The following is a 12,075-nucleotide window of genomic DNA, read 5'->3' as shown; positions in this document are numbered from 1 at the left end:
TTCACCTCCGATAAGATGTTGGTAGTGTAAAGTAAACCTGTGTCCCTTCTTGATACTGACTTTCAATCCAAATTTCGCCGCCGTGAAGATGAACAATTTCTTGGGCAATTGCTAAACCTAAACCAGTACCCCCCATATCACGAGAACGTGCCTTGTCCACCCGATAAAAACGCTCAAAGATTCGTCCTAAATCACTTTTGGGGATTCCGATTCCTGTATCTTCAATCGCAATTTCGACGAGTCCATCTTTTCTTCTCTTGGCAGTTACTGATATTTTTCCACCTTCTGGTGTGAACTTGACTGCATTGGATATTACATTGTCCAGAACTTGATCCACCTTATCTCGATCAGCAAATACACTAGGTAGTAGGTTTTGGATCTGGAGAGTTAAGGAAATTTCTTTTTGTTTGGACTGAAAAGCAAATCGATCAACCACATCTTCTAGTACATCACGAATTGAGACAATGGTTCGTTGTAACGAAACCCTCTTGGCATCTAAACGAGAAAGTTGCAATAGATCTTGAATCAATCGAGTCATGCGATCCGCCTCTTGTTGGGTTACCTTCAGAAAGCGCTTTGCTAGCTCTGGCTCTTCCATTGCTCCGTCATCGAGTGCTTCTAAGTAACTTTTGATGGTAGTAAGAGGAGTTCGCAGCTCGTGAGAGACGTTTGCGACAAAGTCCTTCCGCTGTTGGTCTAATTTCTCCTGTTCGGTAACATCACTTAAGACTGCGATCAAGCCTACCGATTCTTCTGTGCCTCGTTTGATCGGAGAAAAAGTAGCTTGCAGGACGGTCCATTCATCTTGAGTTTCGCCCCTGATTTCCAACAATTGCTGACTTGTTTCAACAATAGGATATTGAATAGGTTGGGAGAGTTCCAATATCTCATCAACCCGTTCTCCTAATTGAATCTCACGAGACAATAATTTTTCTGCCCAACGGTTTTTTACAATTACTTTGCCTTCAGGGTCCGTAGCGATTACCCCGTCTGTCATATTGGCAAGTACCGTCTCTAATTTCTTCTTTTCCTCTTCTTTTTCTGACAGTGCTTCACGAAGGTGCGAGGCTAGATGGTTAAAAGCCTTTGCTAGCTTCCCGATCTCATCCTCGCTTTTCACACTAACTCTACGATCAAAATCTCCTTCCGCCATCGCTGTTGCTTGCGAAGTAATCTCTTGAACAGGTGTAGTGATCGTTCGGGTTAATAAAATAACTAGGAGGCCTGTAACGGCCATCGCGTATGCAGTCGATTTCACCAAGATCCTAATGATTTCTCTAATCTTATAATAGATAGGTTCAAGGGAAGCCTCGATGTAGATAAATCCAATCGCTTCGGATTCATTATCGCTCGCATAGATAGGCATCAAAAGTACTTGGTAATCGGTTTCATCGGAAAGATCTCTTCGTGTAAGAGTGCCCATCTCCTCTTGCTGTGCTCGCAAATTGATCTTTCCGATATTTTGGTCCGTTTTGGAAGAGGCGAGTACATAACGAGAGTGGTCTAGAATTTGAACTTCAGCTGAAAAATCGGTACCTTTCTCTCGTGTTTTTAAAATAATTAACTGTTTTAGAGCTGTGTTTAGTTTCGTCTGTTTATCGGCTAAAGGGATCTGTTCTTGTAAGGTTTCTTGGATCCCTTGATTATTTTTGAGAAGGTCTGCTTGCAGTGTTAATTCGCGCTGAAGATCATCTACAAAAAACTTATTGAGAGAATAAAAAAAGTTTACCCCGATCACTTGGACGGCGATGATAATCATCAAAGAAAAGATCACAACTAGCTTCCATTGAAGTCCACGGAAAAACTCTTTCCAGTCTCGTTTGAGCCATTTATTCCAAGTGGTTTCCCAATTCATCATTTGGTCACCCTTTATGCTTTTGGATCACGCATCGTATAACCAATCCCTCGACGCGTAATGATATATTGCGGTGCTCCTGGATCATCCTCTACTTTTTCGCGTAGCCGGCGAATGGTAACATCGACCGTACGTACATCTCCAAAATAATCATAGCCCCAAACAGACTGTAAGAGATGCTCACGAGTGAGAACTTGCTGAACATGTTGGGAGAGATATAGCAATAGCTCAAATTCTCGGTGAGTGAGATCTACTGGTTTGTTCCGTTTTTTGACAATAAAGCTGTTAGCATCAATGGATAAATCCCCTATCTGGAGCAATTGACTTGAGGAAGTGGATGTGTCTACCTCTTTTTGACTTTGAATCCGGCGAAGATTCGCTTTGATCCGAGCAAGTAGTTCCCGATTACTAAATGGTTTGGTCACATAGTCATCTGCCCCGATCTCAAGACCTAAAACTTTGTCTAATTCGGAATCTTTGGCAGTTAACATAATAATAGGGAGTGAATACTTTTGACGAATACGACGACAAACCTCAATACCATCTGCTCCTGGTAGCATCAAGTCGAGTAACATAAGGTCTGGTGGATTGGAGAGTGCTAATTGAATCGCTTCATCTCCATTATGCACACACTCTACCTGATACCCTTCTCTTTCTAGATTGAATTGGATAATATCAGCAATGGGTTTTTCATCCTCAACAACTAATATTCTGGCACTCATTTTTCTTTTGTCTCCTCCTAAAATCCCATCCGTTCCAATGGAAGTTTCATTTATTTTCGCACAACCAAGTAGCAAGCTCAAGAAAACACGAGTGAGTATTGCAAATGAATGTTGGAAATGCATTTCGAAGTAGCAATTAGAGAGAGGGACTCTGCTTTTTCAAAAGGAAATTATCATCTTCATACTTCACTAACAATAAAATGATATAAAACATTTGAAACTGCCTATTTATAAATGGAAAAGTTTGTTACAACTATACCAGAATTTGATGCACTGTTTCTCAGGAAGTAAAAATGAAGAATTTTTCCAAATATAGAGGAAAATAAGCAGATCTTTTGCTGTAGTAACAGAAAATTAACATATTGTTAGCATGATTTTGCGCTTTTCGAGAATATACGAGCCAATTCGACAAAGTCTCTTATTGACGCTTATCATTGGGTACTGCTACCATTATTATTAATTCTAGTAATTTAAAATTTTCCAATCCTTTAAAGGGGTGTTAAGACATGTCTTCTATTACTGTAGGAGTATATTTAGGAAAGAAAGATCGCTTAGTTCGTTATTGGTATGAAGTACTACCAAAAGGCCAATTTCCAATGTTAGTCAAATATTGTATCCAATCCTATCTGCGCAATAACTACTTTCCGCTTCAATCAATCTGTGATAGCAGGCTCCTAAAAGAACAGATTCAGGCAAAGAGCGAATATGTACCTACTCAACGCAATGTTACTTTTACGCCAGAAGACGGTCCCGTTTATCAGTGGATCAAAAGTTTAGAGAGCGGTTATCGGAGTGAGGAGATCAAGAATATCTTGAAAGAGACAGTGGTACATACACTGTTGAATGACGCACCTGTATATGCAGTTCGTCCAATGGGACAAGCAACATATGCAAATGAAGCTCCAACCCCATATGGCTATGAAGATGCGCAAAAGTTGACTCTTCTAAAGCGGGAAGCAATGATGGAAGATGCTTATGGAGTTTGGGACAAAATGGGAATGCAAAACTCCAATCATAATGATTTAGAGAACAAAAAAGAGGCTACCAATAAAAATTTTAGCCACTTAGTTAACTACCTAGGCTAAGAAAGAAATGGTTTTTCTCCAATACTTTAACCCTGTATGCACGCTGTGCTAATCAGGGCTTTATTTTTGAGAACAGAGCGAAAATTGTCGATTCACCAACAGGGAAATATGTTCAAAGTTTGAACTAAATGCATGATAATTTGAAAGGTTTTGTCGATTTAGGTAGATTCAGGAGGAATAAGAGCAAAACAAGTGGAATGACATACAACAAATATATGATTTTGGAAAGAACTGGGGTGGGAACATGATCGATAACCTAAATGCGTATGAAACCCATTTTCTATATGATCAAGTGGAAACGTTTCAAAAGGGGAGTCCAGGAATCTACTGGACAATCCTTTTGTTAACCTGTGTTGCGCTTGGAGTCTTATTCCGTTTGCTACCCGAATGGGCCTCTCGGTTTCCAATGTATACTTATTTTGGATTACTACTTTCTCTAGTCTGTTTTATCGATGGTTTTACCCTATTATTTCCGGTCATAATCTTGTATGTCTCTTTATTAGGTGCATGCTATCTCTATTTAGAGAGAGAAGATCACTATATCATGCTAGGTATTGCGCTTGGAGCTTATCTCGTTCTCGAAATTTGTTCTGCTTGGCATACACTACTTTTACTTGAACTTCTATTTAATGGTGCTTTGCTGGTGATGGTATCTTGGGGAATGAGGCAAGCACAAAGAGCTTTTACAGAAGTAAACAAGGCGAAAGAAAAAAACAAATACCTAGTTACGATAATGAGGGAATCACGGAAAAAAATAGAGGAGTACAATGGGGAGATCGAAGAGACATACCGGCGTGACTATTTAACAGGGTTGTATAACTTGAGTTCCTTTAAAGAACAGGTAAGTCGTAGTATTGCTCGTTGCGGTAAGAACCAAAATTATCACGTAATCAGTATCGATTTAACCGATTTTAAACAGGTAAATATGCGAGAAGGAATCGAATTTGGCGATCTAATCTTGGTGAAACTAGCCAGTTTGCTCAAAAAGACACTCCCATCATATGCTCATCTTGCACGTTATGATGGAGATCAATTTGCTATAGGATTCGTAGGGGATTGTTCCATCCTTCGTAGATGTCTGGAGATCATTGAGAAGGTAATGGGAGAAATCCGGACTGAACGTACTATTATCAATCATAATCTAGGCTCTGCCTCCTATCCACAAGAAGCAGAAAATGCGGACGAGTTGATACGATTAGCAGAACAGCGGCTCTCCATTGAACAACGTAGACTACGTCATCATGAAGAAGAGAAGCGAAGACATTTAGAAAAATTATCTGCAGTAGGCCAACTAGCTGCTGGTTTAGCACATGAGATCCGGAATCCGCTTACATCGATCCGGGGATTCGTACAAATATCTGCTGCGGAATCGGAAGCGGTAAAACGTTGGGAATCCATTATTTTACCAGAAATCGACCGTATTAACGATTTGCTAAAGCAATTCCTTAATTTGAGTGAATCTAGACCAGCAAAGTTTACTGTGTTCAACTTAGATCAACTAATGAACGATGTGATAAGTCTTTTACACCCAAAAGCGATTTTAATGGGCAAAGAACTGCGATTTTATCCACCAGCAAAGCCGCTTACTATAGAAGCAGATGCGGAACAGTTAAAACAAGTCCTAATCAATCTAGTTCAGAATGGAATGGATTCGTTAGGAGAAAAAGGCTTTGTTGATTTGCGTTGGAAAGCCCAAAATGATCGGATCTTCATTCGAGTACAAGATAATGGATATGGTATTAAACCAGAGAATGTGACAAGGATTTTTGAGCCTTTCTTTACAACCAAAGATGAGGGAACCGGAATGGGGCTCTCCATTTGTAACCGGATTATTACCGATCATGGTGGTCAAATTCAAGTGAGTAGTTTGCCTGGAAGAGGTACTACTTTTACAATCCAACTACCTGTTCGTCAGTCCATGACTATGGAGGATAAAGTAGAAGAAGAAAAACCGGTGCCAAGAATGATTAAACAAAAGCAACCAACTTACCTATTCCGTTCCACTTCGAAAAAATCGACTCCACCTTTTTTTGCGTCAGGTAATTAACTGAGGGTAAGATAAGGTCGGAGGAGTGAAGTTTATGTCCGATCAAAAAAAACCACAGTTTCAAATTATTTCTGGAAAGTCAACAACTCACAAAGCGTACCATACTGGTACATTGAATTTGAGTAATCTTTCTTCTGTATTGTTGAGTGCAGAAGAAGCAAAGATTGATTTAGGTTTAATCCATGCAAAAAGTCGTGTAGAACGTGGGATCAAATTTACGGCAGACCAAACTGAGGTTCCTAATGGTGAAGAATACTGGGTGATTTGGGTAGCGGTGGATCGTCAAGAGAATGGGCCCTATTATGCTGGATTAGCAGCTTGCTCGATGAAAATCGACAAAGAGTCCAAAAAAGGTTGGAAAAACCTTGCTTTTCATGTGAATCGAATGGATGATGCACTAAAACGTCGAATCAAAGTAACGGAATTACCAGATCATTCGAAAGAGGTATTAGCGAAGTTTTTACAAGAACATAATCCGGAAATGTGGGAAAACAGCACTATAGAACTCAAAGAATCACTTTTGTCTAAAAAGTGAACGCTATGTGAACAAAAAAACATGCTACTTGCCTCAAGTAAAATTGGAGAGTAGACTAAAATCATGGTTTCGGAACTTTTTGCTAGGACACAAAAATGGCGAAACGACCAATATCTGGTCGGATTCGCCATTTTTGTTTGGACATAAAAGAGACCCTCTCTGCTGAAACTGATAGTAGGAGGTGGTATTGGTGAACCAACGTCATATGAATAATCTTGATCATTTTGCCAAACATGGTGGAGTGCACTTTTCGTTAAATGTGCCAGAGGAACAAATTAATCAATATGTATCGAAGATGTCAAAAGAACAACGTGAATCGATGTATAACGTGATGAATGAGCTAGAGAAAGCAGGGTATATCACGATCGCCAACGACGGAGTTTTTGCCGATGGTGAAGGGGAGATAGGTGGAAGTATAGGTTGTCATGAGTAGGAAATGAAAATAAAGAAGAGTGGGCAAGAATAATTAGGCTTATATTGCTAGTTTCTTAGCCCACTTTTACTCTAGATCAAGAAAAGAAGACCAAACAATCAAAAGGAGCACTAGTATTTTGATATAATATACCTAAATATTTTGTAAAGGGTGATAATAGTGCCTAAGAAGATTTTGGTTCTATTTTTTCTATGTACGTTGTTTTTAAGTGCTTGTTCGGAAGAGGCTACAATAGACGTCTCCACAACACAAAAGTCATCCAAGCCAAGAGATCTAACTTATGACGAGAAGACTCTTTTTAATGCATTTCTACATGTCAATCATGTGGATATGATGAAACTAAAGGATGACGCAAAAGCAAAAGGAACACCAATCAAGGGTATTGGAAGTTGTATTGGGGAAGAGATCGAAGGTACAACAGAAATGGATTGGTTCTGCAGTGGACCTAATGCGCTGGATAAGAAAGCAACCGATTTATCAGGTACATATTACATAGCAAGCTATCAAGATGAAAGAGGAAAAAGCCATATCTTCTTAGTCATTCCAACTAAATTTATTCCCGATACCAAAGAAAAGAGCAATTTGTTTTATTGGACGGCTGACTACCAAAGCGAAGAATGGGAAAAACGTTTTAACGCCGAGTCAAATTCTGATATAAAACGATTAGGAAGAAAAGGTTTGGAATTTGATGCTTTAATGAAAGATCCCGGAATGATGGATTTCAATATGATACACAATTTAGATTGGCGTGAGATAAAGGCAAACAAAGATCGTACATTCGAGTAATAGAATGTTACTTTTTAATAATAAAAGCCCTAATGGAGTAGTTTCCTTGTTAGGGAATCCTTCTTTGATTAGGGCTCTTCATATTAATCAAACCAGCTTCTAATTTTGTCCCACCATGAGGGACCTTGAATAGGTTTGTTTTCTGGAATCGCTATTTGCGGCTCTGTCCCTCTAACAAAGTACTCAAATCGAGCATTGGGAGTGTCCTTAGATGTAAGGAATCCACTTGCCTCATCGACATATACCCCTGTTACATCTTCTGGAGGAGTAAAATCACTGGAAGGATTTCGTTTGGTCGCATCCCGCATATAATGCCCCCAAATGTATTGAGAGAGTTTTCCTTCCCAATTGCTTATTTTTCTCCCTTGGTCATAACCAACCCAAACAGAGGTTACCAAATCGGGAGTATAACCTACTAACCAACCATCCCAATCGGTAGAACCGGTTTTGCCTGCGATTGGACGGTGGATCATCTGCTGAACACGATGTGCAGTACCCCCTGAGTCAAACACACTCTCCAAAAGTTTGGTCAATACAAAAGCGTGAGCTGGTCGAATTACTTGCTTACTCTCTTGATTTGTATCGACTAGAACGGTTCCATCACGGTCCACAATCTTGGTAATTCCTAAAATAGGACGATAAATCCCACCAGAAGCAATCGTACTATAAGCTTGTACCATCTCAAATGGTGTCACGCTATAACTACCTAATGCTAGTGAAGGGGTCGCCTTCAGTTGGCTTTTCATTCCAAGGCGTTTAGCCATCAGCTGAGTGTTTTCTGCACCAATCTGGAACTGAGTGGTGACAGCATAGATATTGTCTGACTTAGCAATCGCCTCTCGAAGGGTGATAGCTCGATTTGGATATTGATTGCCGTAGTTGGCTGGTTGATAGGTCTTCCCTTCATATTGGAAAATAGTTGGTTTACTCATTATTTTGGTAAGAGGAGTAAATCCATTTTCTAAAGCACTAAGGTAGAGAATTGGTTTGAATGCAGAGCCAGGCTGACGTTTAGCAAAGACTCGGTTGAACTGAGAAGTATCATAGTCTTTTCCACCGACCATCGCCTTAATATGTCCTGTTTTGGGATCTACCGAAAGCAAAGATCCTTCTAACTTCTGATGTCTGGAAAGATAGTGCCTTACCGCGTTCTCTGCGTTTTGCTGGAGGTTTTGGTTTAGGGTAGTGTAAATTTTAAGTCCTCCATGCAAGACGAGCGACTCTTCTAAACCATACTGTTTTATTGCAGCTTGAACCACATAGTCGCGGAAATAGTTGGCTTGAAGTTGATTCATCTTTTCAGGCTGAGTGATCACTAACTCAGTACGCTTGGCTTCCTGTGCTTCTGTTTGGCTAATTAGTCCATTTTTAGCCATCAGATCTAAAATGTGTCGTTGTCTAGTTTTGGTACGTTCATAATGCTCGTAAGGAGAGTAATAGACCGGTCCTCGTGGAATCCCTGCTAAGAAAGAACTTTGAGCTAGACTAAGCTTAGAGACGTCCTTCTGAAAATAGACTTGGGCAGCTCTTTGAACTCCATATGCACCATTTCCATAGTAGATTTTGTTTAGATACATCTCCAATATCTCGTCTTTGGTGTAGTGAATCTCTAATTGTAACGTATATAGGGCTTCTTTTGCCTTCCGTAGCCAAGTTCGATCGTGTGTTAAGTATAGATTGCGTGCTAATTGTTGGGTAATCGTGGAAGCTCCTTGGCGAATACTTCCTTCTCTTATATTGACGAAGATGGCACGAGCAATCCCACGTAAAGAAAACCCGTAATGATGGTAAAAAGATTTGTCTTCAGCCGCAATGGTAGCCTCTTTTAAGTATGTAGGTATCTGGTCTAATTTCACATACTCACGATTTTCCATTGGATCAGTTTGATTTAGGATTTTTCCCTGATCATCGTAAATACTAGTGGAAGTAAGGACATCAGGAGGCGGAAGTGGGCGTGATTGTAGATAGAGATAAAAAAGCCCAAGTAGGATGATCGCCACCATCAAACCTTTTCCTAGAAAGCATAGGAAACGGTAGCTTCTACTTGCGAGTCGCCAAAGAAACATATCTTGCAATTGTTGTTCGCGATCAGTTGTATTCCAATGGGACATCGCCGGTTTCCTCCAGATGTAAAATTTTAGTAATGAGATAGGCAAGCATATTATGCGGAGAGTGCAGGAAGAATATACCTATATTTTATTTAAAACAAAAATAAGCATTGAAAAGTTAGATGTAACATGATTTATTGATTAATGGCACTAAAACTGGAATTCTAGTCGCATCGGCATTTGGAAAGGATGACAGATTATGGATATGGATTTATGGTACACAGAAAAACAGACACCCAATCATGGTATTACAACGAAGATTAAGAGAACGATTCATCATGAGGAGACCGAATTTCAAAAGTTAGATGTTATTGAGACGGAACAATTCGGTAAGATGCTCGTCTTAGATGGAATGGTTATGACCACAGATAAAGACGAGTTTGTTTATCATGAGATGATTACACATGTTGCGATGAACACTCATCCTAATCCAAAAGAAGTGTTGGTCGTGGGGGGAGGAGATGGAGGAGCTATTCGAGAAATCCTTCGTTATTCTTCTGTTGAACGAGCCGTGTTAGCTGAGATCGATGGGAAGGTGATCGATGCATCCAAAGCATATTTTCCTAAGATTGCAAGTGGTTTAGGGGAAGCGCGGGTAGATATTCAAGTAACAGATGGAATTCGCCATATCGAAGAAAATCCTGGGCGATATGATGTGATTTTAGTAGATTCGACAGAGCCTGTTGGACCAGCAGTAGGATTGTTTCAAAAGAATTTTTATGAAGGAATCCATAAAGCGCTTAAAGAGGACGGTATTATGGTAGCGCAGACAGAGTCTCCTTGGTTTAATGCGGATCTAATCCGACAAGTGTATCAAGATATTTCGACAACGTTCCCAATTACAAGACTTTATACCGCTAGCATTCCAACTTATCCAAGTGGTCTGTGGAGTTTTACTATCGGATCTAAAAAGTACGATCCTCTTAAAGTAAGAGAGTCCGAACTACAGGAATTTGATACAAAATACTACCATCCAAAAATGCAGAAGGCTCTCTTCCAACTACCGGTTTTTGTAGAGGAATTACTGGAAAAACGGAAGGAAGAGAAGTAAATTGCGATTCGATGAGAAATATGCAGGAAATGTTTTTATCGGGGCAAGCGATGATTGGGAAAAATCATCTATTGTTTTGTATGGAATGCCAATGGATTGGACTGTAAGCTTCCGCCCAGGGTCACGTTTTGGGCCGGCTCGTATACGAGAATCATCATTAGTGCACGAAGAATATAGTCATTATCAAGAGCGGGATTTGAGTGAAGTAGACTATTTTGACGCTGGGGATATTCCTCTCGCTTTTGGAAACCCAGAAAAGAGTTTGCATCAAATACAGGATTTTGTAGGAAAAGTGTTAGATGCAGGCAAATTACCTCTTGGTATGGGGGGAGAGCATCTTGTAACATGGCCTGTCGTACAAGAGGTGTATCGTCACTACCCTGATCTGGCTGTAATTCATTTGGATGCTCATGCCGACTTGCGTACAGATTATGAAGGGGAACCCTACTCGCATGCGACTCCGCTACATAAAATTTCGGAATTAATCGGAGGAGAGAATCTCTTTCAATATGGAATTCGCTCGATGACCCGAGAAGAAGTGGAATACACCAAGCAGGCGGGAATTCATTTTCATCCTTTTGATGTATTAGAACCTCTAAAAGCCGATTTACCAAAATTAGCAGGACGTCCTGTCTATGTGACGATTGATATAGATGTTCTAGATCCTGCTTATGCACCAGGAACGGGCACTCCAGAACCAGGTGGAATAAGTACGAGAGAACTACTGGCTGCCATTCATGCCATTTCAGACGCAAATCTTACGGTAGTGGGAGCTGACTTAGTAGAAGTAGCCCCAATCTATGATCACTCAGAAAAAACGCCTATCTTAGCTGCAAAGCTAATTCGGGAAATGATCTTAGGATTTCATAAGGGCTAAGGAAGGCCAGCTTGTAGAATTACTTGTATGCAGTGATTATTTATTATATGAAATGGCATTCTTCTATCCAGAAGAGTGCCTTTTTTAGGAGGAAGAATCCAATGCAAAAGATCAAGATAACATATCACATACGTATTGAAACAGAAGGGGAGATCGAACAAAAGGAAATGAATCTAGAAGGGTATTTTCTAAGTGGAGAACAAGAATGGATGGTTCGTTATGTAGAGGAAGATGGGAGCCAAACCAATTGGATCTTTAGACAGGATCAAGTAACTCTTTTGCGCAAGGGAGAAGTACCATATCAGCAAACCTTCTCTCTTGAAAAGTCAGAACCTTTTTGGTTACATACAACTGCTGGCAAAATGGCTTTCGAAACGGTGACGCAGCACTATCATCTGCAGGTAGATAAGTCAGGAATAGAAGTTGAACTGCAATATACACTGTATACAGCAAATACTCCCCTTTCTCACTATCAACTTACCTTATTAGGGAAAGTTTGTTAGGTATATTTAGATGGAGTTTGAAAAGGTAGTATTTCCTATTGGAATAATTTTTAAGAAATATTCATGAACTTCT

11 protein-coding genes are annotated in these 12,075 nt (G+C 40.0%); 8 read left to right on the top strand and 3 right to left on the bottom strand.

Features of this window, described 5'->3' with window-relative positions:
- Position 1: 1 nt before the first annotated feature.
- Together VJ09_RS10510 and yycF are read right to left on the bottom strand one after the other, a co-directional pair.
- Entirely contained in the window at positions 2 to 1,858 is a 1,857-nt protein-coding gene (locus VJ09_RS10510; protein WP_082050487.1) for an ATP-binding protein, read from the bottom strand.
- An 11-nt stretch (positions 1,859 to 1,869) separates the two neighbouring features.
- The gene (gene yycF / locus VJ09_RS10505; protein WP_044641393.1) at positions 1,870 to 2,577 is read right to left on the bottom strand and encodes a response regulator YycF; all 708 of its coding nucleotides are present in this window, start codon (positions 2,575 to 2,577) and stop codon (positions 1,870 to 1,872) included.
- Between the two features lie 506 nt (positions 2,578 to 3,083).
- Here yycF and VJ09_RS10500 point away from each other — a divergent pair.
- The 5 genes from VJ09_RS10500 (at position 3,084) to VJ09_RS10480 (ending at position 7,463) form a co-directional block, all read left to right on the top strand.
- Complete coding sequence (locus VJ09_RS10500; protein ID WP_044641392.1) at positions 3,084 to 3,662, top strand: hypothetical protein; 579 nt, start codon at positions 3,084 to 3,086, stop codon at positions 3,660 to 3,662.
- Between the two features lie 244 nt (positions 3,663 to 3,906).
- Positions 3,907 to 5,709 carry an ATP-binding protein gene (locus tag VJ09_RS10495; protein WP_044641391.1) on the top strand — a complete coding sequence of 601 codons (1,803 nt, stop codon included), beginning with the start codon at positions 3,907 to 3,909 and terminating at the stop codon, positions 5,707 to 5,709.
- A gap of 34 nt (positions 5,710 to 5,743) precedes the next feature.
- On the top strand, positions 5,744 to 6,244 hold the full coding sequence (locus VJ09_RS10490; protein ID WP_044641390.1) for a YwhD family protein: 501 nt from the start codon (positions 5,744 to 5,746) through the stop codon (positions 6,242 to 6,244).
- Between the two features lie 190 nt (positions 6,245 to 6,434).
- Entirely contained in the window at positions 6,435 to 6,677 is a 243-nt protein-coding gene (locus VJ09_RS10485) for a hypothetical protein (protein WP_230199116.1), read from the top strand.
- 159 nt (positions 6,678 to 6,836) lie between these two features.
- A complete protein-coding gene (locus tag VJ09_RS10480) occupies positions 6,837 to 7,463 on the top strand; it encodes a hypothetical protein (protein WP_044641389.1) in 627 nt (208 codons plus the stop codon).
- Between the two features lie 83 nt (positions 7,464 to 7,546).
- Here the strand turns inward: VJ09_RS10480 and VJ09_RS10475 are convergent, their stop codons facing one another.
- Positions 7,547 to 9,574 (bottom strand): transglycosylase domain-containing protein, encoded by a 2,028-nt coding sequence (locus VJ09_RS10475; RefSeq protein ID WP_044641388.1) that lies wholly within the window; start codon positions 9,572 to 9,574, stop codon positions 7,547 to 7,549.
- A 202-nt stretch (positions 9,575 to 9,776) separates the two neighbouring features.
- Here VJ09_RS10475 and speE point away from each other — a divergent pair, with 202 nt between their 5' ends.
- The 3 genes from speE to VJ09_RS10460 all read left to right on the top strand — a co-directional run bounded on the left by speE (position 9,777) and on the right by VJ09_RS10460 (position 12,002).
- Positions 9,777 to 10,622, top strand: coding sequence for a polyamine aminopropyltransferase (speE, locus tag VJ09_RS10470; protein ID WP_044641771.1), 846 nt, complete (start codon positions 9,777 to 9,779; stop codon positions 10,620 to 10,622).
- 1 nt (position 10,623) lies between these two features.
- A complete protein-coding gene (gene speB, locus VJ09_RS10465) occupies positions 10,624 to 11,499 on the top strand; it encodes an agmatinase (protein ID WP_044641387.1) in 876 nt (291 codons plus the stop codon).
- 101 nt (positions 11,500 to 11,600) lie between these two features.
- Positions 11,601 to 12,002, top strand: a complete 402-nt coding sequence (locus tag VJ09_RS10460) for a YwiB family protein (protein WP_044641386.1) — start codon at positions 11,601 to 11,603, stop codon at positions 12,000 to 12,002.
- The last annotated feature ends 73 nt before the right edge of the window (positions 12,003 to 12,075 follow it).

Source organism: Risungbinella massiliensis (assembly GCF_000942395.1).
In the GTDB taxonomy this organism is placed as follows: Bacteria; Bacillota; Bacilli; order Thermoactinomycetales; family Thermoactinomycetaceae; genus Risungbinella; species Risungbinella massiliensis.
This window is presented reverse-complemented; position numbering and strand designations above follow the sequence as displayed.

Bases quoted from the DNA above. Each gene is read 5' to 3' on its own strand.
- VJ09_RS10510 (WP_082050487.1), bottom strand. From the start codon at position 1,858: ATGATGAATTGGGAAACCACTTGGAATAAATGGCTCAAACGAGACTGG.
- yycF (WP_044641393.1), bottom strand. From the start codon at position 2,577: ATGAGTGCCAGAATATTAGTTGTTGAGGATGAAAAACCCATTGCTGAT.
- VJ09_RS10500 (WP_044641392.1), top strand. From the start codon at position 3,084: ATGTCTTCTATTACTGTAGGAGTATATTTAGGAAAGAAAGATCGCTTA.
- VJ09_RS10495 (WP_044641391.1), top strand. From the start codon at position 3,907: ATGATCGATAACCTAAATGCGTATGAAACCCATTTTCTATATGATCAA.
- VJ09_RS10490 (WP_044641390.1), top strand. From the start codon at position 5,744: ATGTCCGATCAAAAAAAACCACAGTTTCAAATTATTTCTGGAAAGTCA.
- VJ09_RS10475 (WP_044641388.1), bottom strand. From the start codon at position 9,574: ATGTCCCATTGGAATACAACTGATCGCGAACAACAATTGCAAGATATG.
- speE (WP_044641771.1), top strand. From the start codon at position 9,777: ATGGATTTATGGTACACAGAAAAACAGACACCCAATCATGGTATTACA.
- VJ09_RS10460 (WP_044641386.1), top strand. From the start codon at position 11,601: ATGCAAAAGATCAAGATAACATATCACATACGTATTGAAACAGAAGGG.